Below are 25,184 nucleotides of genomic sequence, written 5' to 3' on the forward strand. Positions count from 1 at the left end.
GATGCCACTGCGCCAGCGTCTTGAAAACCTACCGGTAGGGCAGAAACTGCTGGCCGCCCTGTTGGTGCTGCTAACCACCGTCTTGCTGGTGGCCAACCTGACTTTTATCAGTGCCGCCTACTGGATCTCCCAGGAGAGCATGGCGCCCCAGGCGCTGCAGGCGATTGGTCGACTGGTGTCCAACCCGGCGCTCGCCGCCGAAGCCCTTGAGTCGCCCGACAAGGCCGACGCCCTGCTCAATGAGCTGACCAGCTATTCACCGCTGCGCGCCGCCGCGCTGTACGACGCCGAGGGCAACCGCCTGGCGCAGATGCAACACGGCGACCGCCTGCATCTGCCGGACAACTACCGGCATATCGAGGCCTGGCGCGTCACCGAGTTTCGCAGCAACCAGGTCATCACCCTGCCCCGCCCCGGCCAGCCTTCCGGGCATTTATTGCTGGTCGCCAGCAGTGAGCTGCCGATGGCGTTCTATACCGGCACGCTGACGGCCAGCCTGGGCATCCTGATTTTCAGCGTGCTGCTGTGGCTGGTCATCGCCCGGCAGATCAAACGCCTGATCACCCGGCCGATCCATGAGCTGGAAGAGCTCTCGCGCCAGGTCACCCGCGAAGAGAACTACGCCCTGCGCGCCGGCCGTGGAAATCGTGACGAAATCGGCAGCCTGGCAGAGGCCTTCAACACCATGTTGTCGCGTATCGAGGCCCGCGAGCAGCAACTCAAGCGGGCGCGCGATGAGGCTCAGGCGGCTTACGACCAGGCACAGGGCCTGGCCGAAGAAACGCGCCATACCAACCGCAAGCTGGAGCTGGAAGTCCAGGTTCGCAGCAAGATCGAGAAGAAACTCACCGGTTTCCAGAACTATCTGAACAGCATTATCGACTCGATGCCCTCGGCGCTGATCGCCCTGGATGAACAACTCTACGTCACCCAGTGGAACCAGGAAGCCACTGCGCTTTCCGGCACGCGGCTGGATGAAGCGCTGAACCAGCCGATCTTCCTCGCCTTCCAACCGCTCAAGCCCTACCTGCCGCAGATCAAGGCCACGGTCGAGCAACACACGGTGGAGCGCATCGAGCGCGTCACCTGGGTCAAGGACGATGAGCCCAAGCATTACGCCCTGACGTTCTATCCACTGATGGGCGGCGCCGGGCGCGGTGTGGTGATCCGGATCGATGACATCACCCAGCGCCTGTCCCTGGAAGAAATGATGGTGCAGTCGGAGAAAATGCTCTCCGTCGGCGGCCTTGCCGCAGGCATGGCCCATGAAATCAATAACCCGTTGGGGGCGATCCTGCATAACGTGCAGAACATCCGCCGCCGCCTGTCCCCCGACCTGCCCAAGAACCAGGAACACGCCGAACAGGTGGGCATCGAACTGCAGACGGTCAACCGCTACCTGCAAAGCCGCGAAGTCCCGCAATTGCTTGACGGTATCCAGCAGGCCGGCGCGCGGGCGGCGAAAATCGTCACCCACATGCTCAGTTTCAGTCGCCTCAGCAATCGACAGATGGCCCCTTGTGATTTGCCGGCGCTGATCGACCAGGCGGTGGAAATCGCCGGCAACGACTTTGACCTGGCCATCGGTTTTGACTTCAGGGGCCAGGCGATCATCCGCCAGTTCGACCCGCAGCTCGGCCCGGTGCCGGGCACCGCCAACGAGTTGGAACAGGTGCTGCTCAACCTGCTGAAAAATGCGGCGCAGGCCATTCATCAGCGCGAAGACGACCGCGAGCCGGGGCGCATCATCCTGCGCACCCGCCTCAACCCGCCCTGGGCGGAGATACAAGTCGAAGACAACGGCATCGGTATGAGCGAGAACGTGCGTAAACGTACCTTCGAGCCATTCTTCACCACCAAGGAAATCGGCCAGGGCACCGGGCTGGGGCTGTCGGTGTCGTACTTCATCATCACCAACAACCACAAAGGGCAGATGGAAGTGCATTCCACCCTGGGCCAAGGCACCTGCTTTACCTTGCGCCTGCCCCTGGCCGGCAGCCAATTGTCCCCCGCTGAACTTACCCAACTGGAGCACTGACCATGGGCTTTCGCCTGTCGAAGATTTACACCCGTACCGGCGACCAGGGTGAAACCGGCCTCGGCGACGGCCGCCGCGTGCCCAAGGACCACCCACGGGTGGAGGCCATCGGCGAAGTCGACACCCTGAACAGTCAGCTGGGTTTGCTGCTGGCCGGCCTTGAAGAGCAAAGCGGCAAGCATCCGCACCTGAAGGATGTGATCGAAGTGCTGACGCCTTGCCAGCATCGTCTGTTCGACCTGGGCGGGGAGCTGGCGATGCCGGTTTACAAGGCGCTGAATGCGGCGGAGGTGAATCGGCTGGAGGCGGCGATTGATCGCTGGAACGAAGAGGTCGGCCCCCTGGAGAATTTCATCTTGCCCGGTGGCTCAGCGCTGATCGCCCAGGCCCACGTATGCCGTAGCGCGGCGCGCAGTGCGGAGCGACGCTGCCAGCACCTGAATGCGGTTGAACCGTTGGAAGGGGTGGGTTTGGCGTATATCAACCGGCTATCGGATTTGCTGTTTGTGGCGGCGCGGGTGATTGCCAAGCGCCAGGGGGTGGCGGAGGTGTTGTGGCAGGCGGCGGCCAAACCCCACTGAACTGATTATCAGGTGTCTGGTCTGGCGCCATCGCGGGCAAGCCCACTCCCACATTTGGATTTGTGAACACCTTCCAATGTGGGAGGGGGCTTGCCCGCGATGAGGCCAGCAAACGCTACCTCAATCTTGCGGCCAAAACGCCCGAATCCCTGCCACGCCTTGAGCCCCAGCTTCCCACGCCTGCTCGCGCTCAGCCGGCCCAACCCCACCCAACAGATACACCGGCTTGCTGAACCCACGGATCAACGCCGCCGCCTGCTCCCAACCCAACGGCTGGGCATCGGGATGGGTCTGGGTCGGCTGCACCGGCGACAGCGTGACAAAATCCACGTCCATCATTTCCGCCAGCGCCAGTTCCTCAGCGTTATGGCAAGACGCCGCCAACCAGCGATCCTTCGGCAGCGGTCGGCCCTTGCTTGCGTATTTGCGCAGTTGCGCCGACGTCATGTGCCAACCGGCTGCAGGAAAATCCCCCAGCCATTCGAACGGGCCCTTGAGCATCAACTGCGCCTTGCCAGCACACAGGCCCACGGCGTCTACCGCCAGGTCACGGTACTTGGGGTCGTAACCGTTGGGCGCGCGCAGTTGAACCAGTTTGATACCGCCCGCGATGGCTTTCCGGATACCGCACAACAGCGGCGCGGTTTCCAGCTCACCCGGCGTGATCAGGTAGTCACCGGGCAACCGTGCGGCGGCAACGATCGGCGCATTGGCTGCTGGGAACTCATAGTTGAGCAAGTCCCGAGCGGCCACCCACTCCAGTGGCTGCCCTTCGGCACCATGGGGCTCGCCGGTAAAGGCCGATACTTCCCAGACATCCAGCAACACCTGCTTGTCCGGATAGTCATGCTGCACCTTGATCAGCGGCCGCGCCATGGTGACCTGGATGCCCAGCTCTTCCTGCAACTCGCGGGACAGCGCCGTGGCGACCGACTCTCCGGCCTCCACCTTGCCGCCGGGAAATTCCCAGAGGCCGCCCTGATGCTGGGTATCGGCACGGCGCGCCAGCAGGATTCTGCCGTCGACGCCGCGGATCACCGCTGCTGCTACATGCACTCGTTTCACCGCGCTTATCCTCCGGGCTTCAGGTACGGTATTCCGCATTGATCTTCACGTACTCGTGGGACAGGTCCGTGGTCCAGATGGTTTCGCTGCACTCGCCACGACCCAACTCGATGCGGATGGTGATTTCTTCCTGCTGCATCACCGCCGAACCCTGGGCTTCGGTGTAGCTCTCGGCGCGGGCGCCACGGCTGGCGATGCACACGTCACCGAGGAACACGTCGATCTTGCTCACGTCCAGGTCCGGCACGCCGGCACGGCCGACGGCGGCGAGGATACGGCCCCAGTTCGGGTCGGAGGCGAACAGCGCGGTCTTGATCAGCGGCGAGTGAGCCACGGTGTAACCGACATCCAGGCATTCCTGGTGGTTGCCGCCGCCGTTGACTTCAACCGTGACGAACTTGGTGGCGCCCTCACCGTCACGCACGATGGCCTGGGCCACGTCCATGCACACTTCGAACACCGCTTGCTTCAACGCGGCGAACAGCGGGCCGCGGGCCTCAGTGATTTCGGGCAGGTTGGCCTGGCCGGTGGCGATCAGCATGCAGCAGTCGTTGGTCGAGGTGTCGCCATCGATGGTGATGCGGTTGAACGACTTGTTGGCGCCGTCCAGGATCAGGCTGTGCAGCACATCGCGGGAGACTTTGGCGTCGGTAGCGATATAGCCGAGCATGGTGGCCATGTTCGGACGGATCATGCCCGCGCCCTTGCTGATACCGGTCACGGTGACGGTGACGCCGTCGTGCACGAACTGGCGGCTCGCGCCTTTTGGCAGGGTGTCGGTGGTCATGATGCCAGTGGCGGCGGCCGCCCAGTTATCCACAGACAGGTCATCCAGCGCGGCTTGCAGGGCACCTTCGATTTTTTCCACAGGCAGCGGCTCACCGATCACACCGGTGGAGTACGGCAGCACCTGGTTGGCGTCCACGCCGGCCAGTTGCGCCAGTTTGGCGCAGGTACGCGCGGCGGCGACCAGGCCCGGCTCGCCGGTGCCAGCGTTGGCATTACCGGTGTTGGTCAGCAGGTAACGAATCGGGCCGGCCACGCGCTGTTTGGCCAGGATCACCGGCGCTGCGCAGAAGGCGTTGAGGGTGAACACACCGGCGACGGTCGAGCCTTCAGCACAGCGCATCACCACGACATCCTTGCGCCCCGGGCGTTTGATGCCGGCCGAAGCGATACCGAGTTCAAAACCGGCAACCGGGTGCAATGTGGGCAAAGGACCAAGACCAACAGCCATGAATGCGCTCCTTAAAAATAGATGATGTCTGTGCCGTCGCGTTCGACGGTGGGAATTAATGGCAAAACGCCGCGACGGCTGATGCCGGTCGCGGCGCGGGGTGTTGCAGCGTCAGGCGAAAATCTTAGTTGATTTCGCCGTGGCAGTGTTTGAACTTCTTGCCCGAGCCGCACCAGCACAGCTCGTTACGGCCCAACTTCTGTTCGTTGCGCACCGGAGTCTGAGCCAGGGCCACATCGACCTCTTCGCCCAATTCCTCAGGTGCCTCAAGACCTGGCGCTTCGTCATGCTGGAACTGCATGCGCGCCGCCAGTGCCTCGGCTTCCTCACGCAGGCGCGCTTCTTCCTCGACTGGGTCTTCGCGACGCACCTGAACATGGGACAGCACGCGAATCGAATCGCGCTTGATCGAATCCAGCAGTTCGGAGAACAGCGTGAACGACTCGCGCTTGTACTCCTGCTTCGGGTTTTTCTGGGCGTAGCCACGCAGGTGGATACCGTGACGCAGGTGGTCCATGGTCGACAGGTGGTCTTTCCACAGGTCGTCCAGCACGCGCAGCACGATTTGTTTCTCGAAGGTGCGCAGCGCTTCGGCACTCGCCTGCTCTTCTTTCTCGTTGTACGCGGCCAGCAATTCGGCCATCAACTTCTCACGCAGCGTCTCTTCGTAGAGGTGATCGTCTTCGTCCAGCCACTGCTGAACCGGCAAGTCGACACCGAAGTCGCTCTTCAACGCAGCTTCCAGGCCGGCAACATCCCACTGCTCTGGCAGGGACTGCGGCGGAATGTGCGCGCTGACTGTCGCGTTGAGCACGTCCTGACGGAAATCGGCGATGGTCTCGCCAATGTTGTCGGCGGCCAGCAACGTGTTACGCATGTGATAGATCACTTTACGCTGTTCGTTGTTGACGTCATCGAACTCGAGCAGTTGCTTACGAATGTCGAAGTTACGGCCTTCGACCTTGCGCTGGGCCTTCTCGATGGCGTTGGTCACCATGCGGTGCTCAATCGCTTCACCGGACTGCATGCCCAGCGCCTTCATGAAGTTCTTCACCCGATCCGAGGCGAAGATGCGCATCAGGCTGTCTTCCAGGGACAGGTAGAAACGGCTGGAACCGGCGTCACCCTGACGACCGGCACGACCACGCAGTTGGTTGTCGATACGGCGCGATTCGTGACGCTCGGACGCGATCACCTGCAAACCGCCGGATTCCAGCACGGCCTGGTGACGTTTCTGCCAGTCGGCCTTGATCTGGGCGATCTGCTCAGGTGTCGGATTGTCCAGAGACGCCACTTCCACTTCCCAGTTGCCACCCAACAGGATGTCGGTACCACGACCGGCCATGTTGGTGGCGATGGTCAGCGCGCCTGGCCGACCGGCCTGGGCAATGATCTCGGCTTCTTTTTCGTGGAACTTGGCGTTGAGAACCTTGTGCTCGATGCCTTCCTTGTTCAGCAAGCTGGACATGTGCTCGGACGTTTCGATGGTGGCAGTACCCACCAACACCGGACGGCCCTGGGTCATGCACTCCTTGATGTCGGCGACGATGGCCGCGTATTTCTCGTCGGCTGTCAGGAACACCAGGTCGTTGAAGTCTTTTCGCGCCAGCGGCTTGTTCGGCGGGATAACCATCACCGACAGACCGTAGATCTGGTGGAATTCGAACGCTTCGGTGTCGGCCGTACCGGTCATGCCGGACAGCTTGTTATACAGACGGAAGTAGTTCTGGAAGGTGGTGGACGCCAACGTCTGGCTTTCGGCCTGGATGTTGAGCACTTCCTTGGCTTCGATGGCCTGGTGCAGGCCTTCGGACAGACGACGACCCGGCATGGTACGACCGGTGTGTTCGTCAACCAGGACAACCTGGCCGTCCTGGACGATGTATTCGACGTTGCGATGGAACAGCTTGTGCGCGCGCAGGCCGGCATACACGTGGGTCAGCAGGCCCAGGTTGTGTGCCGAGTACAGGCTTTCGCCCTCGGCCAGCAGGCCGATCTGGGCCAGCATGTCTTCGACGAACTGGTGACCGGCTTCGTTGAGTTCGACCTGACGGGTCTTCTCGTCGATGGTGAAGTGACCTTCTTTGGTCACCACGCCTTCCACTTCCTCGATGTGCTGCTCAAGGCGCGGGATCAACTTGTTGATCTCGGTGTACAGGCGCGAGCTGTCTTCGGCCTGGCCGGAGATGATCAGCGGGGTACGGGCTTCGTCGATGAGGATGGAGTCGACTTCGTCGATCACGGCAAAGTTGAGTTCGCGCTGGAATTTTTCTTCCATGCTGAACGCCATGTTGTCGCGCAGGTAGTCGAAACCGAATTCGTTGTTGGTGCCGTAGGTGATGTCGGCAGCGTAGGCTGCGCGCTTCTCTTCCGGCGGCTGGAACGGCGTCACGACGCCGACGGTCAGGCCGAGGAATTCATACAGCGGGCGCATCCAGTTGGCGTCCCGGCGGGCCAGGTAGTCGTTCACCGTCACCACATGCACGCCCTTGCCGGACAGTGCATTGAGGTAAACACCCAGGGTTGCGACCAAAGTCTTGCCTTCGCCGGTGCGCATTTCGGCGATCATGCCTTCATGCAAGGTCATGCCGCCGATCAACTGCACGTCGAAGTGGCGCATGCCCATTACGCGCTTACCGGCTTCACGGGCGACCGCAAAGGCTTCGGGAAGCAGCTGGTCGAGGGTTTCACCTTTGGCTATGCGGGCCTTGAACTCTTGGGTCTTGGCGCGCAATTGCTCGTCCGAAAGGGCAACCATCTGCTCTTCGAAGGCATTGACCAGCTGCACCGTCTTGAGCATGCGTTTAACTTCGCGCTCATTCTTGCTTCCAAAAAGTTTCTTTAACAAAGGCGCAAACATATCGGCAGGTTCTTCCACACATAGGGATGGAGGGCGCACCGTGAGTGGCCCGAGCAGCCCTCACGGGCGCATGCGAACGCGCATTCTACCCGGAATCGTGGGTGAGGAAAGTGGCGTTGTTCCCCAATGCAGGCATGAGCCCGTGAGAGGGCTTGTTTAAAATATGGGCTTTTACCGGAACTTCAACCCATGGAGGGACATTGATTTCGTAGGCAAAGCCCCGCAAATGCATTGCCTGGGGGTCCACAGGTGGTTTCTGCTAAGATGGCGGCTCTGTTACTTAAGGTGTCTGACCATGGCGTTTCGCCCTCTTACAGCCCGCGCGCCCAGCGTGTTGCTTCGCGAAGCCAAGCCGTTGAAAGCCATCTTCAGCCATGCGCAACGCTTGGGCCATCTGCAACGCCTGGTAGAAAGCCAATTGCAACCGGCGGCACGGGAACACTGCCATGTCGCTTCGTGGCGCGAGGGCAACCTGCTGCTTATTGTCACAGACGGCCATTGGGCAACACGCTTGCGCTATCAGCAAAAACGCTTGCAGCGGCAGTTGATGGCATTTGACGAGTTCGCCAGCCTGACGCGCATCCAGTTCAAGGTACAACCGCCGACCGTTCCGCAAGGCGCAGCGGGGCACACCATGGACTTATCGGCGAACGCGGCCGAAACCATCCAGGCAACGGCCGACGGTATCAGCGATCCGGGTTTGCGCGCGGCGCTGGAGCGGCTGGCCGCCCATGCCAAGCCCAAAACCTAACCCACTATTTGCGCTTACTGCCGCCCAGCAACGACCCCAGCAAGCCCCGCACCAATTGGCGCCCCATCTGATTGGCGGCTTGTTGCATGGCTGACTTGAGTGCCTTGCCGGCCGCAGTCCCGAGAAACGCCCCGGCCCTGTCGGTAATACTCGGCTCTTCGCTCACAGGCCTGGTTTCTTCGGTCGGGCCCAACGCCTTGCGCGCCATCAGCACCTCATAGGCCGACTCGCGGTCAATCGGCTTGTCATAGCGGCCCTGCAACGGCGAACTGGCAATCAGGGCGGCGCGTTCGGCGTCGCTGAGCGGGCCAATCCGCGATTGCGGTGGTGCGACCAGCACGCGCTGGACGACTTCCGGTGTGCCCTTTTCCTGCAAAGTGCCCACCAGTGCTTCACCGGTGCCCAGTTCTGTCAGGACCGACAACGCATCAAATGTCGGATTGGGCCGGAAACCGTCTGCCACCGCGCGCAGTGATTTCTGTTCTTTGGTGGTGAACGCGCGCAGGCCATGCTGGATACGCAGGCCAAGTTGCGCCAGTACGCTGTCAGGTAAGTCCCCGGGAGATTGCGTGACGAAATACACGCCCACGCCTTTCGAGCGAATCAACCGCACCACCTGTTCCAGGCGGTCCTGCAAGGCCTTGGGCGTATCGGCAAACAACAAATGCGCTTCGTCGAAAAACAGCGCCAGCAGCGGTTTGTCGGCATCGCCGCGCTCGGGCAACTGCTCGAACAGTTCAGCCAGCAGCCATAAAAGGAAGGTTGCGTATACCTTGGGCGCTTCGTGTACCAGGCGACTGGCGTCAAGCAAGTGGATACGCCCACGACCATCACTGGCAGGTTGCAAAATATCCTCAAGCTGCAGCGCCGGCTCGCCGAACAACGCTTCGGCGCCCTGCTGTTCCAGCACCGCAAGGCGCCGCAACAGCGCCTGGCTGGAGCCGGTGGTCATCAGCGCCGCATCTTCACCCAGCAGCTCCGGGTTATAGCGCAAGTGGTTGAGCACCGCCTTGAGATCCTTGAGATCCAGCAGCAACAGGCCTTCACGGTCCGCAACCTTAAACGTGGCATAGAGCGCTGACTGCTGGCTGTCGGTGAGTTCCAACAGGCTACCGAGCAACAACGGGCCCATTTCACTGATCGTGGTGCGCAATGGATGACCGGACTGACCGTGGATATCCCACAGCGTGACCGGATACGCCTTGGCTGCGTAATTCAGGAAGGGCATGCCGGCGATGCGCTCGGCCACCTTGCCCTGAGGGTTGGCGGCAGCGCCGAGGCCACAAAGGTCGCCCTTGATATCTGCGGCGAATACCGCCACGCCCGCATCGCTGAAGGCTTCCGCCAGGCGTTGCAAGGTGACGGTCTTGCCGGTGCCCGTGGCACCGGCAATCAACCCGTGACGATTGGCCAGGCGCATGGCCTGGGCGATGGGCTGGCCGTCGAGGCCGGCGCCGATAAGGAGTTGCGTGGAGTCAGGCATTTCGTCACCCATGGTTAATCTTTCATGCCGCCAGGTCGATATAGATAAATGTAAGACCGACAAAGTCTAAAAATAGGTCAGATAGTTCTTACAGGGACCCATAGAGCTATCGCCAGAAGTAGCACACCTTTTTTGGCGCTACCATTTTGCGCATCCCATAAGGACGCGCTTTGGATATTAAGACCTTAGCGGACCCATAAAACCATGAATAAAAATCTGCGATTCAGCCACAAAATCCTGCTTGCGGCCTCCCTGATCGTCATCGCCGCATTCGCATTGTTCACCCTTTATAATGACTACCTGCAACGCAACGCAATTCGCGAAGACCTCAACAACTACCTGCATGAAATGGGTGATGTCACTGCAAGTAATATTCAAACCTGGCTCACCGGGCGCATTGCACTGGTTGAAAACGCTGCACAAAATATCGCGATCAACCCCGAACCGAAGGTGGTTGCCAGCCTGCTGGAACAGAAAACCCTGACCTCCTCGTTCATGGCAACCTACGTGGGCGACAGCCAGGGCGCGTTCACTATTCGCCCCGACACCAAGATGCCGGACGGTTTCGATCCACGCGTTCGCCCTTGGTACAAAGGCGCCCAGAGCAACAATGGTTCAACCCTGACCGAACCCTATATCGATGCCGCGACGGGGCAATTGATCATTTCCATCGCCACACCCAGCGCCAAGGGCAGCCAGAGCATCGGCGTGGTCGGCGGCGACCTGAGCCTGCAAACCCTGGTCGACAACATCGGCGCGCTGAACTTCGGCGGCATGGGCTATGCGTTCCTGGTCAGCGCCGACGGCAAGGTGCTGGTACACCCGGACAAAAACCTGGTGATGAAGACCCTGGCTGACGTTTACCCGAAACACACGCCGAAGATCAGCAGCGACTTCAGCGAAGTCGAGGCCAACGGCAAAGACAACATCGTGACCTTTACACCAATCAAGGGCCTGCCGTCGGTGAACTGGTACCTCGGTATTTCCGTGGATAAAGCCACATCCTTTGCCATGCTCAGCGAATTCCGGACCTCAGCGATCATTGCCACGATCATCGCCGTGGTGATCATCATCGCGCTCCTGGGCATGCTGATCCGAGTGCTGATGCAACCGCTGCACGTGATGACCCGAGCCATGCAGGACATCGCCGATGGCGAGGGTGACCTGACTCGCCGCCTGACCATCCAGAATCACGACGAATTCGGCATCCTGGGTAATGCGTTCAACCGCTTCGTAGAGCGGATTCATACGTCGATCCGCGAAGTGTCCTCGGCCACCGGGCAAGTCAATGAAGTAGCCCTGCGGGTGGTCAGCGCTTCCAACTCGTCGATGATCAACTCCGACGAGCAGGCCAACCGCACCAACAGTGTCGCCGCCGCCATCAACCAATTGGGGGCAGCCGCCCAGGAAATCGCGCGTAACGCCGCACAAGCCTCCAACCAGGCCAGCGATGCGCGGCACTTGGCCGAAGAAGGTCAGCAGGTGGTTGAACGCAATATCAAGGCGATGACCCAGTTGTCCGCGATGATCAGCGCGTCCAGCAGCAATATCGAAGCACTTAACAGCAAAACGGTGAATATCGGTCAGATCCTTGAGGTGATCACCAGTATTTCCCAGCAAACCAACCTGCTCGCGCTCAACGCCGCCATCGAGGCCGCACGGGCCGGGGAAGCCGGACGCGGGTTTGCGGTGGTGGCCGATGAAGTGCGCAACCTGGCGCATCGCACCCAGGAGTCGGCACAACAGGTGCAAAAGATGATCGAGGAACTGCAAGTCGGCGCCAGGGATTCGGTCAGCACCATGAGCGAAAGCCAGCGCCACAGCCTCGACAGCGTGGAAATCGCCAACCTGGCCGGCGAACGTTTGAGCAGCGTGACCCAACGCATCGGCGAGATCGATGGCATGAACCAGTCGGTCGCCACCGCCACCGAGCAGCAAACCTCGGTGGTGGAGTCGATCAACATGGACATTACCGAGATCAACACGCTCAATCAGGAAGGCGTGGAAAACCTGCAGTCGACCCTGCGCGCCTGCGCCGACCTGGAACAGCAGGCGGCACGACTGAAGCATCTGGTGGGCAGTTTCCGCATCTGACAACCCTTGCAGGAGCGCGCTCACCGTGACGAGGGAGCTTGCTCCCGTTCGACTACCCGGCAGTCGCCCACTTTGCGGGGACGCTTCGCCCCCAAGCCTTTTCCAGCCGTCGCTGATGTCCGGCATGGTTCTCCTGTGCTGGAAATCCAACGCAGCGGCAGCGATTTTGATCTGGCGGGCGGTGACGCTTCTATCTACTGGCCGGCAAGCCGCAGCTCAAGCGTCTGTTTCAGGGGAAGCAGGCCGTTTCTGCAACTCATCCCACAATTGGGCCGCCCCAGGAAAGTCAGTACCGTCCTCAGCCTCCAGCGCATCCGGATCATAGCGACTCAGACACCCCTCGCCCAACGTAGCCGGCGCCCTGGATGTAGCTTTATCGAGTGGGTCGGTCATGGGCTTGTCCTGATGGGAGATCAATGAAAAAAGGCCTGGAACGATTTAACGCCCAGGCCCTTCATTCTTCAATCAAAACGCGTTGATCAGAACACCACAGTCTTATTGCCGTGTACCAGCACGCGGTCTTCCAAGTGATAGCGCAGACCACGGGCCAGAACCATCTTCTCGACATCACGGCCGAAACGCACCATGTCTTCAATGCTGTCGCTGTGGCTCACACGCACCACGTCCTGCTCGATGATCGGGCCGGCGTCCAGCTCTTCAGTGACGTAATGGCACGTTGCGCCAATCAACTTCACACCACGCAGGGAAGCCTGGTGGTACGGTTTGGCACCGACAAACGACGGCAGGAAGCTGTGGTGAATATTGATCACCTTGCCGGCGTATTCGCGACACAATTCCGGCGGCAGGATTTGCATGTAGCGAGCCAGCACCACGACGTCGGTTTCGTGCTGTTTGACCAGGCGGGACACCTCGGCGAACGCCGGTTCCTTGTCCTGCGGGTTGACCGGCACATGGTAGTACGGGATGCCATGCCACTCGACCATACTGCGCAGGTCGTCGTGGTTGGAAATCACGCAGGCGATCTCACAGTCCAGCTCATCGCTGTGCCAACGGTGCAGCAAGTCGGCCAGGCAGTGGGATTCACGGCTGGCCATCAATACCACACGTTTTTTCTGCTCGGTATCGCTGATGTGCCAGATCATCGAAAACTCTTCGGCGATCGGCGCAAACGCCTCGCGAAAGGCCTCAAGACCAAAGGGCAGCGTATCGGCACGGATTTCGTGGCGCATGAAGAACCAACCACTGAGATTGTCCGAGTGATGGCTCGCCTCGGTGATCCAGCCGTTGTGGGAGGCCAGAAAGTTACTGACTTTGGCAACGATGCCAACCCGGTCCGGGCAAGCAATCACCAGCCGAAAAGTGCGCATTAGGGGAAAACTCCAGAACTTCGCAAAGGTTGCCATTCTAGCGATTACGCAGAAAAACTGCAGTATCCGTTGACGCTTATTCTGCCCTTGCCTTGGCCACCCCCCCTTAATGGCGTAAGGTTTTACCACCGCTATATGCATGCGCATCGGCAAGCTCAAGCAATTACCGAAAATTAAGCAGGTTATCTTTAGCCATCCCCCCACCAATTAACTCGTTTGCATAGATTTGCCACAAACATTCAAAGTAATTCACATAAATATTCCCTTAAATGTTTACTTGGGGAAATAGCCTGACTATTATTGGGCCACTATCCCTGCCAATCTGCGCTCTACATAAGGTAGTCCACATGTCCCTGATCAACGAATACCGTGCCACCGAAGAAGCTATCAAAGAGCTGCAAGCCCGTTTGAAGAATCTGTCCCAAGACGACAAACTGCAAACCGAGCTGGAATTCGAAGGCAAACTGCGCACCCTGATGGGCGAATACTCCAAATCCCTGCGTGACATCATCGCGCTGCTGGACCCAGAGTCGAAAGTTAAAGCACCGCGCGGCGCCGTAAAAACTACCGGCACCAAGCGTGCGCGCAAGGTCAAGCAATACAAAAACCCGCACAACGGCGAAGTGATTGAAACCAAAGGCGGCAACCACAAGACTCTGAAAGAGTGGAAAGCCAAGTGGGGCGGTGACGTGGTTGAAGGCTGGGCTACCCTGCTGGGCTAAGCCTCGCCAGGCTCTCGCCTGATACGCGATATACAAAAAACGCCAGCTTGCTGGCGTTTTTTATTGTCTGAATAGTCTGAAATTATCCGGTTACAGATTCAGCCGAGCGGCTAAAGAGTCGGCATACTCCTGCCATTGATCCAGCACCTGAGACTGAAACGGTGTGGCACTAACAGCCAACTCATTACGCGCCCGTTTAAATGCTTCCAAGGTATTGGGGGCGCCCCAGTCGCCATCTGACAAGCGTTGTTGACAGAACAGTTTCCAGCGTTGTTGCTCCTCGCTATTCAAGGTTTCAGGAAAGTTGCGCGCCCGGTAGCGAAATAACAATTCGGGCAAACGCTGATCATCAAAGGGCCACTGCTGCAGCGCCAATTGCGTCGGCTCTGCCGCGCGGACTTGTTCGCATAAACGACGGTCGCGATCACCGATAAAACCATCATAGAGCTGCTGCTCCGGGTCCGAACTCGGCGCAAAATCTTCCTCGGCATAAATCGCGGCCAACTTGTCGCGCCAAACTTCCTGTGCGTCAGTTAGCCGCAGCGCCCGTGCCTGATAAGCGTCCATATCCAATTGCAGCCGTTCACGGTCTTGCGCCCGCAGCACATTCAATGGGGCCACCACCGGGCAGCGGTTGATTTGCAACAATTTGAGCGGTACCGGCAACTCGCCTTCGGCCAGATCATCACGACGGGTGTAGAGGCGCTGACGCAAGGTATCGGCATCGAGATCCAGCAGCCCCTGCGGATCAAGGCCCAGATCACAGACGATCAATGCGTTGCGATTGCGCGGGTGCCAGGCCAGGGGCAGTACGACACCCAGGTAATGGCGCTCTGCAGAAAAACGCCCGGATATATGCACCATCGGTTGCAACAGCCGCACCTGATCCATCACCCGTTGCTTGCTGCGCAACTGGAATAGCCAGTCGTAAAGCTTGGGCTGTTTTTCACGGACCAATCTGGCCAAGGCAATGGTCGCGCGCACGTCGGACAACGCATCGTGGGCCTGGCCATGGGCGATACCGTTGGCGTCGGTCAAACGCTCCAGCTTGAGCGTCACACGCCCATCCTGCTCGGGCCAGACGATCCCCTCCGGACGCAGCGCGTAGGCGGTACGCACCACATCGATCAAGTCCCAGCGGCTGTTACCGCCCTGCCATTCACGCGCATAAGGGTCGAAGAAATTTCGATAAAGACTGTAACGGGTCATTTCATCGTCAAACCGCAGGGTGTTGTAACCCACCCCACAGGTACCGGGAACCGCCAGTTCGGCATGTACCCGCGTCATGAAATCGGCTTCGGCCAAGCCCTTTTCCGCCAGTATGCGCGGGGTGATGCCGGTGATCGCACAGGCTGCCGGATGGGGCAGGATATCGTCGCTGGGATGGCAATACAGGTTGACCGGCGGGCCAACCTCGTTGAGGTCGACGTCGGTGCGAATACCGGCGACCTGGAGGGGGCGATCGCTGCGCGGGTTGATGCCGGTGGTTTCATAGTCGTACCAAAAAAGAGTGGTCACGGTCTATTCCTGTGCTGAAGATCGACGAAGTCTAGGCGCTGGAAGGTGCCCGAGGCCAGAGCCATATTAACTGTATAAATATCCAGCAAAACCTTGAATGGTTGCTTCCATCGCCGACACTGCTAGCATCCGTGTCTTCCAACCGCCCTGCGCTGCCAAGGATCGCGATGCCATCAGCTCCATTGGATACCCGTTACCAGATCGAGACCCCGGAGGGCATCGACCTACCCTTGCGCCCGGCCGGCCTGCTACCACGCGCGCTGGCCTTCGCCTTCGATCTGGGCGTGCGCGGGCTGCTCATGGGCATCCTGCTGGTTCCGTTGGCCCTGCTCGGTAATATCGGCATAGGGCTGGGCTCATTACTGCTGTTCCTGGTCAGTTGGTGGTACATGGTGCTGTTTGAAGTACTCAATCAGGGCTGCTCGCCGGGCAAGCAAGTCATGGGCTTGCGCGTGGTACAGGATGACGGCACACCCATCGGCTGGTCAGCCTCACTCATCCGCAACCTGCTGCGCTTTGTCGACATGCTGCCTTTCGGCTACTTTCTCGGCGCCATCAGTTGCCTGCAGCATCCTAACTTCAAACGGCTCGGCGATCTGGCGGCCGGCACGCTGGTGGTCTACCGCGAACTACCATTGGCACGCCCCAAGGTGCCGCAGACCCCTGCCCTGCGCCTGCCATTTGCCCTGGACCTGAGCGAACAGCGCGCCATTCTCAATTTCGCCGAGCGCCAGGGCGAACTGTCCGCCGAGCGAGTGCAGGAACTGGCCTCGATCCTCGCCACGCCACTGCAGGTGTCCCCGGCTCGCGCCGTCGAGCAGCTCAACGGCGTGGCCCGTGGTTTGCTGGGGCCTACATGAAACAGAGCCTGTTCGAAAGCCGTCATCAGCCCCAATGGCAAGCATTCGCCGAACAACTGACACAGTTGGAACAGGGCAAGACCAAGGCCGGTGAGCTGGCTGATTTCCCTCATCACTATCGGCGCCTGTGCCAGCACCTAGCCCTGGCTCAGGAGCGCGGCTATAGCAGTTACCTGGTCGACCCGCTGCAACAACTGGCCCTGCGCGGCCACCAACAGCTGTATCGCCACCGTAGCCAATTGGCGGCGAACGTATTGAGTTTCCTGCTGGCCGATTTCCCCCGGCTGGTACGTGAACAGTGGCGCTTCGTGTTGATCGCCAGCCTGCTGTTCTTCGGCAGCCTGGTGGGTATTGCGCTGTTGGTGTACCTGTTTCCCGAACTGATCTACAGCATCGTCAGCCCCCAGCAGGTGGCCGAGATGCAGAGCATGTATGACCCCGACGCCAGTCGCCTGGGCCGCGTCGCCGAACGTGCATCCAGTGAAGACTGGATGATGTTCGGCTACTACGTGATGCACAACATTGGCATCGCCTTCCAGACCTTTGCCGCCGGCTTGCTGTTTGGCCTGGGCAGCGCGTTCTTTCTGATTTTCAACGGTCTGATCATCGGCGCGATTTCCGGGCATCTCACTGAAATCGGCTACGGCCAGACCTTCTGGTCGTTTGTCATCGGCCATGGCGCCTTCGAACTCAGCGCGATTGCGCTGGCTGGCGCGGCAGGCTTGCAGTTGGGCTGGGCGTTGATCGCTCCGGGGCACCTGACACGAGGGGAGTCGCTACGGCTGGCGGCACGTAAAAGCGTACAGATGCTCTGCGGTGTCATGCTGTTCCTGCTGATCGCCGCTTTTATCGAAGCCTATTGGTCCTCCACCACCGCGATCGCGCCTTGGGTCAAATACCTGGTGGGCGCCGGACTCTGGCTACTGGTGGCCACCTACCTGACCTTTGCCGGACGGACTCGCCATGCGCCTGAGTGATTCCAGCGTGGTGATTCGCCCTCGAACGTCATGGGAAGCCATGGACTTGGGCGTGTTAATGGCCCAGGAACATCGACTGCTGCTGATGGCCAGTTGGGCGTTGGTGAGCCTGCCGATATTCATCGTGCTTAGTGTTCTGTTATGGCAATACCCGTCCACCGCCATGTTCGTATTCTGGTGGTTGAAGCCGGCCTTCGACCGTTTGCCCCTGTATATCCTATCCAAGGCCCTGTTTGGCGAGACGCCTAGCCTCAAGCAGGCCGTGCGTCACTGGCCGCGCCTGCTCAAAGGCCAACTCCTGGCCAGCCTGACCTGGCGGCGACTGAGCCTGAGCCGCAGTTTTTTGATGCCGGTCAGCCAACTCGAAGGCCTGGATGGCAAGGCGCGCCAAAAACGCCTGGGCGTGCTGCAGCAACACAACGCCGGCGCGGCGCGCTGGTTGACCACCCTCGGTGTACACCTGGAGATCGGCCTGTGGTTCGGCTGCATGGCACTGTTCTATCTATTCATCCCCCAGCAGGTTGAACTGGCTTGGGACTGGCAGCGGCTGGCGCTGGCGACAGGCCCGGAGGGGCTGTGGCTGGAACACCTGAGCAACGCCTTCTACGCGCTGGTCCTGGTGTTTTGGGAACCGATCTACGTCGCCTGCGGTTTCAGCCTGTACCTCAACCGCCGCACCGTGCTGGAAGCGTGGGACCTGGAGCTGGCATTTCGCCGCCTGCGTCAGCGATTGAGCAGCGTGACCCCACTGGTACTGTTGGTGATCGGGCTGATACTGCTGCCGCTGGGCCGGCCCGCTATGGCCGATGACTCGCCCCCCATCCGGCAAGTCACCCCCCAATCCGCCAGCCAATCGATCAAGGCGCTGTTGGACAAGCCGCCATTCAAAAATCCGGAAACCGTGACCCGCTATCGCTTCGGTGACGAAAAAACCAACATTAAGCCCAAGGCACACGGTGATGGCAAGCTACCGGCCTGGCTGCAAACACTCCTGGACAACTTCAACAGCAACACCTTCAAGCACCTCGCCCAAGGCCTGGAGTTGCTGTTGTGGAGTTTGCTGGCGGGCGGCGTGGCCCTGTTGATCTGGCGTTATCGCGAGTGGCTGCACACCTTTGTCAGCCGGCGCGGGCCACGCAAACCCAAGCTCGCCAAACCGGTACCCACGCAATTGTTCGGCCTGGAACTGGGCGCCGAAACCCTGCCCGCTGACATTGCCAGCACCGCCGAGCAACTATGGCCCACGCACCCCAGGGAAGCCCTGGGCCTGTTGTATCGCGGGCTGCTCAGCCGGTTGCTGCACGACTTCAACCTGCCACTGAAAAACGCCGACACCGAAGGCCAGGTACTGGAACGCGTTCAGCGCTTGCAACAACCGCAACTGCAGGCATTCAGCGATGAACTGACCCGGCACTGGCAAAACCTCGCCTACGGGCACCGCCTTCCTCCCGCAGTGGTGCAGCAGCAACTGTGCAGCGATTGGCGCGCCCTGTTCAACCCGGGAGCAGCCCGATGAACCGGCCATTGTTGTGGGTGGTGTTGTTGCTCGCATGCCTGCTGGGTGCGGGTGGCCTGTACGTGTGGCACAAGGCAATTCCTTATGACGAAGTAGTGGATCGCGGCCCTTCACCGGAGGCGTTGGGCAATCCCTACCTGGCGGCCGAACACTTTCTGCGCGAGCAAGGCCTGGTGGTGGACCACGCCAACGGCCTTGAACGACTGTCCGATCTGCCCCCGAAAGATCGCAGCCTATTGCTGCTGGGCGAACGCGGCAACATGACCCCGCGCCAGGTGGATCAACTGCTGGACTGGGCAAAGTCCGGTGGCCACCTGTTGGTGGTGGCCGAAGCACTGTGGGATGAAGCAACAGATAAAAGCGGCGACCTGCTGCTCGATCGCCTGTACATCCACCAAACCTTGAGCGACGAACCCGACCAACTCGCCCCAGCACGCAAAAAGAAAGGGCCAGACCTGACCAAACTCAATGTCGACAATGAAACGGCCCCGGCGTACTTCAGCTTCGATACCGACTTCAACCTCACCGATCCCAAGCATCTGGCCCAGTTTTCGGCCAACAGCGCCAAGTCCAGCCACCTGATGCAACTCAATCTCGGGCAAGGCAATGTGACAGTAGTCACCGACAGCGACTTGTGGAAAACCCCAGGCATCGGCAAACACGATAACGCCTGGCTGCTGTGGTACCTGAACCAAGGCACGCACGTGACACTGTTGTTCAACAGCGACGTGGACGATCTGTTCACCTTGTTGATGCGCTATTTCCCCCAGGCGCTGGCGGCACTCGCCGCGCTGATCGCCCTGGCGCTCTGGCAGGCCGGCATGCGCCAAGGCCCGCTCCAGGCGCCAGCGCCCAGAGCACGCCGGCAACTGCAGGAACACTTGGAGGCCAGCGCCGACTTCCTGCTGCGCCGCAGCGGCCAGGCCCCCCTGTTACACGCCTTGCAGCGCGATATCCTGCGCGCTGCCCGGCGGCGCCACCCAGGCTTTGAACACCTCGACACCGCAGAACAGTGGCAGGTGCTTGAACACCTGACGCGCCAACCCTCTCACGTGATCAGCCAGGCCCTCGGCCCACTTGCGGCAAAACGGCTTTCCAGCGCCGATTTCAGCCGCCAGGTGGCGTGCCTGCAAACTCTCAGGAATGCCCTATGAGCGAACTTCCAACGGCCACTGCCCTGACCACCGAAACCCTGCAACACGCCAGCCGCCAAGCCCAGGCCTTGCGCGTTGAACTGCGCAAGGCAGTGATTGGCCAGGACCAGGTGATCGATGACGTACTCACCGCCTTGATCGCCGGCGGCCACGTGCTGCTCGAAGGCGTACCCGGCCTGGGCAAGACCTTGCTGGTACGGGCCCTGGCCCGTTGCTTTGGCGGCGACTTTGCGCGCATCCAGTTCACCCCGGACCTAATGCCCAGCGATGTCACCGGCCACGCGGTGTACGACCTGCACACCGAACAGTTCAAGCTGCGCAAGGGGCCGTTGTTTACCCACCTGTTGCTGGCGGACGAGATCAATCGAGCGCCGGCCAAGACCCAGGCCGCCTTGCTCGAAGCCATGCAGGAGCGCCAAGTCACCCTTGAGGGTGAAGCGCTGCCCATCGGCCAACCGTTCATGGTGCTGGCCACCCAGAACCCTATTGAGCAGGAAGGCACCTACCCGCTACCCGAGGCAGAGCTGGACCGTTTCATGCTCAAGGTGCGCATGGACTACCCTGATTCCCAGCAAGAGCTGGAGATGGTGCGCGAAGTCACGCGCTCATCCCGGGCCGACATGCTCGACGTACAGCCGCTGCGCACCGTGCTGCAAGCCGAGGACGTGCTGCAACTGCAACAGATCGCCAGCGAACTGGCGCTGGATGAGCAAGTGCTCGATTACGCCGTGCGCCTGGCACGAGCCACCCGCAGTTGGCCGGGGCTGACCATCGGTGCCGGCCCACGTGCCTCCATCGCCTTGGTGCGCGGCGCCCGAGCCCGAGCCTTGCTGCGCGGGGGCGAATTCGTCACCCCGGACGACATCAAGGGCTGCGCCCTTGCGGTGCTGCGTCATCGGGTTCGCATCGCCCCCGAACTGGATATCGACGGACTGGAAGTGGATCAGGTACTCCAACAACTGCTGGACCAGATTCCGGCACCTCGGCAATGAACCCTCCATGAAGCCGACCCGTCTGCTGTTGACCTGGCTCGGCGTGCTGCTGGGCCTGAATATCCTCCTGGGCACTGCACAGGCGTTGCAGCTAGGGGTGCCCGAAAGCCTGCATTCGGTAGCCTGGGGCCTGCTGCTGGCCCTGTTCCTGCTGGCGCTATTGGACGCCATGCGTCTTCGCCGCCGTCCGTCCCCACGGGTACAACGGCAGATGCCCGGCAGCCTGGCACTGGCTCGCTGGGGCGAAGTACGCCTGACGCTTGAACACGATTACCCACAGCCAATGACTGTACAGGTGTTCGATCACGTCCTCGACGGCCTGAGCATGGAAAACATGCCGCAGTCCATCGAACTGCGCCCCGGTGAGCGCAGCGAACTTGGCTATCGGCTGCGCCCCTTGCGGCGTGGCCACTTCTGCTTCAGTCGTTGCGAGCTTCACCTGCCCAGCCCCTTGGGGTTGTGGTCCGCGCGGCGCGTTGTTGAGGTCAGCGATGCAACCCGGGTCTATCCGGATTTCGCCCGTCTGTATGGCGCACAGCTATTGGGTGTGGATAACTGGTTGAGCCAGTTGGGCGTGCGTCAGCGCCAACGACGGGGGTTGGGACTGGAGTTTCATCAACTGCGCGAGTTTCGGGAGGGCGACAGCCTGCGGCAGATCGACTGGAAAGCCACCGCGCGCCAACGCACGCCGATCGCCCGGGAATACCAGGACGAACGCGACCAGCAGATCGTGTTCATGCTCGATTGTGGTCGGCGCATGCGCAGCCAGGATGCCGAACTTTCCCACTTCGATCACGCCCTCAACGCCTGCCTGCTGCTCAGTTACGTCGCGTTGCGCCAGGGCGATGCGGTCGGGCTATGCACCTTCGCCTGTGACCAGCCGCGCTACCTGGCGCCCGTCAAGGGCACCGGGCAGTTGAACCTGTTGCTCAACACCGTCTACGACCTGGACACCACCCGACGCGCGGCCGACTACGAGGCCGCAGCCAGCCAACTGCTGGCTCGGCAGAAACGCCGGGCGCTGGTGATCGTGGTGAGCAACCTGCGGGATGAGGACGATGAGGCGTTACTGACGGCGGTCAAACGCATCAGCCGGCAACACCGGGTACTGGTCGCCAGCTTGCGTGAAGAAGTACTCGACCAACTGCGCCTGTCGCCCGTGCAAACCCTGCCCGAAGCGCTGGCCTATAGCGGCGCCGTCGACTACCTCAATCAACGCGACGAACTGCATGACCGCCTGAGCGCTCACGGGTTGTCGGTACTGGATACGCCGCCCTCGGAATTGGGCGCCGCCCTGGTGACACGCTACCTGGGCTGGAAAAAAGCCGGCGTACTATGAAAGCAGCAAACTCCAGGCTGTGGTTCGCCACACCCAAGTCGGGGCGACTGCGCGCAATACCTAAGCAGACGCCTGCAAGGGGTCAAAACTGAAGTACCGCAGCAAGGCATTGATCAGTTGACCGTATTCGGCAGGCGCCTCAACCACACTGAAGCCTGAGTCGTAATGCTGGGGATTGATGTCCTCATGACTCCATAAACAGCTCGCCGTGAAATCAACTGCATGGAAATCGCCGCCAGCCGTGGGAATCTTCAAGCGCAGCTCGAACTCCACGTCGACCATCATCGGCAATTGACTGATCAACATCAGCCCTTCTGCAGAGACGTTACCCAAGTAACCAATGGGCTTGTCCGTAAGCCGGTTGAACACTTGTAGGAAACGAGACAATTGATGCCGCTCAATTCGTCGGTTGGTAAACATGTTGATATCGCCATCCATTGGCCATAACTCTGGCCGCGCCAGTGATTCGGAACGGGCCTAACACCCCCGCTCTCCCTGGAGATCGGTGCGACAACAGCTAGCGCTTTGCCACTCTACCGCTTGCCAACTCCAAGTATTCCATCCGCTCGAACACAAACTTGTACAAACGAACGCTCAAAGAATAGCCCAAGACTGGTGACGAGCCAGCTATAGCATGACAAATATCATCACAACGACGCAGGACGTGGCTGCGCAACGCTCGCACCGGGGTAATGCCCCAGTTGCTGCAGGGTGTCGAGGCGCGCGCGGGCTCGGTAGGCGTACTCGCTGGACGGATACTGGTTGATGATGAACTGATAGGTTTGCACCGCGTCGACGAACAGCTTCTGCCGCTCCAGGCACTGCCCGCGCAACATCGAGACCTCCGGCTGCACATAGCGCCGAGTGCGACTTTCACGGTCGACCTGGGACAATTCCAGGGTAACGCGCTCGCAGTCACCGGCCCCATACGCACGGTAGGCGTCGTTCAAATGGTGGTCCATCGACCAACGGGTACAGCCGACAACACTGACGGCCAGGGCAGCAATGAGCAAAATTCGCATGAGGGTTCTCCTGTCTCGTGCAGTGTATCGACCCCTCGTCAAAAATCTTCAAGGATGTTCATCTAATCAATCATAGCGAAAAGCGAATCGCCGATAAGTAGTGCAAACGAACAATGACTACAACCAAAGAGCATAGTAGCCTTCCTCAGCGCTTGAACTCAGGAGTCTGTGCATGTCCGTCCGTCGCACCAAAATCGTCGCCACCCTTGGCCCGGCCAGTAACTCGCCGGAAGTCCTCGAACAGCTGATTCTGGCTGGTTTGGACGTTGCCCGTCTGAACTTCTCCCACGGCACCCCGGACGAGCACAAGGCTCGCGCCAAGCTGGTGCGTGACCTGGCCGCCAAGCACGGTCGCTTCGTCGCACTGCTGGGTGACCTGCAAGGCCCGAAAATCCGTATCGCCAAATTCACCGACAAGCGGATCGAGCTGAAGATCGGTGACACGTTCACCTTCTCCACCAGCCACCCGCTGACCGAAGGCAACCAGCAAATCGTGGGTATCGACTACCCGGACTTGGTCAAGGATTGCGGCGTCGGCGACGAACTGCTGCTGGACGACGGCCGCGTGGTCATGCGAGTCGACACCGCCAGCGTCACCGAACTGAACTGCACCGTGATCATCGGCGGCCCGCTGTCGGATCACAAAGGCATCAACCGTCGCGGTGGTGGCCTGACGGCGCCGGCCCTGACTGAAAAAGACAAGGCCGACATCAAGCTCGCCGCCGAAATGGAAGTGGATTACCTCGCGGTGTCCTTCCCTCGCGACGCCGCCGACATGGAATACGCCCGCAAGCTACGCGACGAAGCTGGCGGCACTGCCTGGCTGGTGGCGAAGATCGAACGCGCCGAAGCCGTGGCCGATGACGAAACCCTCGACGGCCTGATCATGGCGTCCGACGCCGTGATGGTTGCCCGTGGCGACCTGGGCGTGGAAATCGGTGATGCCGAACTGATCGGTATCCAGAAAAAAATCATCTTGCACGCACGCCGCCACAATAAAGCAGTGATCGTGGCGACCCAGATGATGGAGTCGATGATCCAGAACCCGATGCCGACCCGCGCCGAAGTGTCCGACGTGGCCAACGCCGTGCTCGACTACACCGACGCCGTGATGCTCTCGGCTGAAAGTGCCGCTGGCCCGTACCCGCTGGAAGCTGTTCAGGCCATGGCGCGTATCTGCATCGGTGCCGAAAAGCACCCGACCAGCAAGACCTCCAGCCACCGCATCGGCAAAGTGTTCGAAAGCTGTGACCAGAGCATCGCCCTGGCCGCCATGTACACCGCCAACCACTTCCCTGGCGTCAAAGCGATCATCGCCCTGACCGAAAGTGGCTACACGCCGTTGATCATGTCCCGTATCCGTTCCTCGGTGCCGATCTACGCGTTCTCCCCGCACCGCGAAACCCAGGCCCGCGCGGCTTTGTTCCGTGGTGTCTACACCGTACCGTTCGACCCTGCGTCGTTGCCGCCTGAGCAAGTCAGCCAGGCTGCCATCGACGAACTGCTCAAGCGTGGCGTAGTGGAGAAAGGCGACTGGGTCATCCTGACCAAGGGCGACAGCTACCACACCATCGGCGGCACCAACGGCATGAAGATCCTGCACGTTGGCGACCCAATGGTCTGAGTGATCCGCTGAAAAACGAAAGC

Annotated in this window: 20 protein-coding genes; 12 read left to right on the top strand and 8 right to left on the bottom strand. The window is 60.4% G+C overall.

Annotation, left to right across the window (positions count from 1 at the left end; all coding sequences use genetic code 11):
* Position 1: 1 nt before the first annotated feature.
* Both P3S72_RS24410 and P3S72_RS24415 read left to right on the top strand, forming a co-directional pair.
* The gene (locus P3S72_RS24410) at positions 2-2,038 is read left to right on the top strand and encodes an ATP-binding protein (protein WP_276194628.1); all 2,037 of its coding nucleotides are present in this window, start codon (positions 2-4) and stop codon (positions 2,036-2,038) included.
* A gap of 2 nt (positions 2,039-2,040) precedes the next feature.
* Complete coding sequence (locus tag P3S72_RS24415; RefSeq protein ID WP_247401633.1) at positions 2,041-2,619, top strand: cob(I)yrinic acid a,c-diamide adenosyltransferase; 579 nt, start codon at positions 2,041-2,043, stop codon at positions 2,617-2,619.
* A 120-nt stretch (positions 2,620-2,739) separates the two neighbouring features.
* Here P3S72_RS24415 and P3S72_RS24420 read toward each other — a convergent pair whose 3' ends face one another.
* The 3 genes from P3S72_RS24420 to secA all read right to left on the bottom strand — a co-directional run bounded on the left by P3S72_RS24420 (position 2,740) and on the right by secA (position 7,781).
* Entirely contained in the window at positions 2,740-3,684 is a 945-nt protein-coding gene (locus tag P3S72_RS24420; protein WP_276194629.1) for a Nudix family hydrolase, read from the bottom strand.
* Between the two features lie 19 nt (positions 3,685-3,703).
* On the bottom strand, positions 3,704-4,921 hold the full coding sequence (argJ, locus tag P3S72_RS24425) for a bifunctional glutamate N-acetyltransferase/amino-acid acetyltransferase ArgJ (RefSeq protein ID WP_276194630.1): 1,218 nt from the start codon (positions 4,919-4,921) through the stop codon (positions 3,704-3,706).
* 124 nt (positions 4,922-5,045) lie between these two features.
* Positions 5,046-7,781, bottom strand: coding sequence for a preprotein translocase subunit SecA (secA, locus tag P3S72_RS24430; RefSeq protein WP_276194631.1), 2,736 nt, complete (start codon positions 7,779-7,781; stop codon positions 5,046-5,048).
* Positions 7,782-8,076: 295 nt separating this feature from the next.
* Here secA and P3S72_RS24435 point away from each other — a divergent pair, with 295 nt between their 5' ends.
* Complete coding sequence (locus P3S72_RS24435) at positions 8,077-8,532, top strand: DciA family protein (RefSeq protein WP_276194632.1); 456 nt, start codon at positions 8,077-8,079, stop codon at positions 8,530-8,532.
* A 4-nt stretch (positions 8,533-8,536) separates the two neighbouring features.
* Here the strand turns inward: P3S72_RS24435 and P3S72_RS24440 are convergent, their stop codons facing one another.
* A complete protein-coding gene (locus P3S72_RS24440; protein WP_276197990.1) occupies positions 8,537-10,015 on the bottom strand; it encodes a helicase HerA-like domain-containing protein in 1,479 nt (492 codons plus the stop codon).
* Between the two features lie 204 nt (positions 10,016-10,219).
* Here P3S72_RS24440 and P3S72_RS24445 point away from each other — a divergent pair, with 204 nt between their 5' ends.
* Positions 10,220-12,109 (top strand): methyl-accepting chemotaxis protein, encoded by a 1,890-nt coding sequence (locus P3S72_RS24445; RefSeq protein ID WP_276194633.1) that lies wholly within the window; start codon positions 10,220-10,222, stop codon positions 12,107-12,109.
* A gap of 479 nt (positions 12,110-12,588) precedes the next feature.
* Here the strand turns inward: P3S72_RS24445 and purU are convergent, their stop codons facing one another.
* Positions 12,589-13,437, bottom strand: a complete 849-nt coding sequence (gene purU / locus P3S72_RS24450; protein WP_247399654.1) for a formyltetrahydrofolate deformylase — start codon at positions 13,435-13,437, stop codon at positions 12,589-12,591.
* Between the two features lie 347 nt (positions 13,438-13,784).
* On the opposite strand from purU, the gene mvaT reads away from it, so the two are divergent.
* On the top strand, positions 13,785-14,159 hold the full coding sequence (gene mvaT, locus P3S72_RS24455; protein ID WP_005790963.1) for a histone-like nucleoid-structuring protein MvaT: 375 nt from the start codon (positions 13,785-13,787) through the stop codon (positions 14,157-14,159).
* A gap of 90 nt (positions 14,160-14,249) precedes the next feature.
* On the opposite strand, the gene sbcB is transcribed toward mvaT, so the two are convergent.
* Positions 14,250-15,677 (bottom strand): exodeoxyribonuclease I, encoded by a 1,428-nt coding sequence (gene sbcB / locus P3S72_RS24460; RefSeq protein ID WP_276194635.1) that lies wholly within the window; start codon positions 15,675-15,677, stop codon positions 14,250-14,252.
* A 167-nt stretch (positions 15,678-15,844) separates the two neighbouring features.
* On the opposite strand from sbcB, the gene P3S72_RS24465 reads away from it, so the two are divergent.
* The 6 genes from P3S72_RS24465 to P3S72_RS24490 are packed head-to-tail and all read left to right on the top strand — an operon-like array spanning position 15,845 to position 22,515.
* A complete protein-coding gene (locus P3S72_RS24465) occupies positions 15,845-16,537 on the top strand; it encodes an RDD family protein (RefSeq protein WP_276194636.1) in 693 nt (230 codons plus the stop codon).
* Positions 16,534-17,514 carry a stage II sporulation protein M gene (locus P3S72_RS24470; protein ID WP_276194638.1) on the top strand — a complete coding sequence of 327 codons (981 nt, stop codon included), beginning with the start codon at positions 16,534-16,536 and terminating at the stop codon, positions 17,512-17,514. Before P3S72_RS24465 ends, P3S72_RS24470 begins: the two co-directional genes overlap by 4 nt.
* The gene (locus P3S72_RS24475; RefSeq protein ID WP_276194639.1) at positions 17,501-19,030 is read left to right on the top strand and encodes a DUF4129 domain-containing protein; all 1,530 of its coding nucleotides are present in this window, start codon (positions 17,501-17,503) and stop codon (positions 19,028-19,030) included. Before P3S72_RS24470 ends, P3S72_RS24475 begins: the two co-directional genes overlap by 14 nt.
* Positions 19,027-20,184, top strand: a complete 1,158-nt coding sequence (locus P3S72_RS24480; protein WP_276194641.1) for a DUF4350 domain-containing protein — start codon at positions 19,027-19,029, stop codon at positions 20,182-20,184. The genes P3S72_RS24475 and P3S72_RS24480 overlap by 4 nt, the downstream gene beginning before the upstream one ends.
* On the top strand, positions 20,181-21,176 hold the full coding sequence (locus tag P3S72_RS24485; protein WP_276194642.1) for a MoxR family ATPase: 996 nt from the start codon (positions 20,181-20,183) through the stop codon (positions 21,174-21,176). Before P3S72_RS24480 ends, P3S72_RS24485 begins: the two co-directional genes overlap by 4 nt.
* Positions 21,177-21,183: 7 nt before the next feature.
* The gene (locus tag P3S72_RS24490) at positions 21,184-22,515 is read left to right on the top strand and encodes a DUF58 domain-containing protein (protein WP_276194643.1); all 1,332 of its coding nucleotides are present in this window, start codon (positions 21,184-21,186) and stop codon (positions 22,513-22,515) included.
* Between the two features lie 60 nt (positions 22,516-22,575).
* Here the strand turns inward: P3S72_RS24490 and P3S72_RS24495 are convergent, their stop codons facing one another.
* Together P3S72_RS24495 and P3S72_RS24500 are read right to left on the bottom strand one after the other, a co-directional pair.
* Entirely contained in the window at positions 22,576-22,935 is a 360-nt protein-coding gene (locus tag P3S72_RS24495; RefSeq protein WP_276197991.1) for a PilZ domain-containing protein, read from the bottom strand.
* 227 nt (positions 22,936-23,162) lie between these two features.
* Positions 23,163-23,537, bottom strand: coding sequence for a tetratricopeptide repeat protein (locus P3S72_RS24500; RefSeq protein ID WP_276194644.1), 375 nt, complete (start codon positions 23,535-23,537; stop codon positions 23,163-23,165).
* Positions 23,538-23,709: 172 nt separating this feature from the next.
* On the opposite strand from P3S72_RS24500, the gene pyk reads away from it, so the two are divergent.
* The gene (gene pyk / locus P3S72_RS24505; RefSeq protein WP_253398501.1) at positions 23,710-25,161 is read left to right on the top strand and encodes a pyruvate kinase; all 1,452 of its coding nucleotides are present in this window, start codon (positions 23,710-23,712) and stop codon (positions 25,159-25,161) included.
* Positions 25,162-25,184: the final 23 nt, after the last annotated feature.

It is taken from the genome of Pseudomonas sp. D3 (assembly GCF_029320995.1).
Taxonomy (GTDB): domain Bacteria; phylum Pseudomonadota; class Gammaproteobacteria; order Pseudomonadales; family Pseudomonadaceae; genus Aquipseudomonas; species Aquipseudomonas paraveronii.